Genomic DNA, 883 nt, shown 5'->3' with positions numbered 1-883 from the left:
TGATCACGTGACCGGGTCGTTCGTGCTCGGGCTCGTCACCGGGCTCGGGCAGGCCGGTGCGTTGCCGCTCCCGATGGTCGCCGTGCTCGGGACGGGCATGATGGGTGGGTACACGACGTTCTCGACGGCGAGCGTCGAGACCGTGCAGCTCCTCCGATCCGGCAAGTCCCGGCTCGCCGTCCTGAACGGCCTCGGGATGCTCGTCGTCTCGGTCGGCGCAGCCGCGCTCGGCCTGCTCATCGGAAGGAACACATGACCTCGGAACGCCCCGGCGAACTCGTCCTCGTCCGCCACGGAGAGACGGAGTGGTCGAAGAGCGGGCAGCACACCGGCCGCACGGACATCCCGCTCACGGAGAACGGCGTCGAGCAGGCGGAGCGTGCCGGTCGGTTCCTCGCCGACCGCACCTTCGCGCTCGCGCTGTCGAGCCCGCTCCAGCGCGCACGGGACACCGCGGGGCTGGTCGGCGTCGACCCGGAGCTCGACGAGGACCTCCTCGAGTGGGACTACGGCGCGTACGAGGGGCTGACCACCCCGCAGATCAAGGTGCTGCGCCACGGACCGTGGGACCTCTGGACCGACGGGGTGCCGGCAGGTGGTACGCCGGGGGAGAACGCCGCCGAGGTCCGGGTCCGCGTCGAGCGCATCCTGGACCGTGCGCGTCCCGTCCTCGCCGAGGGCCAGGACGCCATCGTCGTCGCGCACGGCCACGTCCTCCGCGCACTCGGCGCCGCCTGGATCCGGTTGGCGCCGCANGACGGTGCCGTGCTCAAGCTGGGCACCGCTTCGGTGAGCATCCTCGGCTACGAGCACGGGCGCCCGGTGATCGACGCCTGGAACATCCAGCCGCGCGACTGACGTCGCGACTCCCCATCGGACGGGA

General features: G+C 71.9%; 2 protein-coding genes. Both read left to right on the top strand.

Annotated features, from left to right (window positions below):
* A partial coding sequence (locus tag I59_RS17250; protein WP_022904935.1) for a CrcB family protein occupies positions 1–256 on the top strand: 256 nt, incomplete at its 5' end.
* A complete protein-coding gene (locus I59_RS17245) occupies positions 253–858 on the top strand; it encodes a histidine phosphatase family protein (RefSeq protein WP_022904934.1) in 606 nt (201 codons plus the stop codon). The genes I59_RS17250 and I59_RS17245, both read left to right, overlap by 4 nt.
* Positions 859–883 lie beyond the last annotated feature (25 nt).

It is taken from the genome of Curtobacterium sp. B8 (assembly GCF_000333315.1).
GTDB classification, from domain to species: Bacteria; Actinomycetota; Actinomycetes; order Actinomycetales; family Microbacteriaceae; genus Curtobacterium; species Curtobacterium luteum.
The sequence above is the reverse complement of the archived record's forward strand: the minus strand, read 5'-3'. Positions and strand labels throughout refer to the sequence as shown.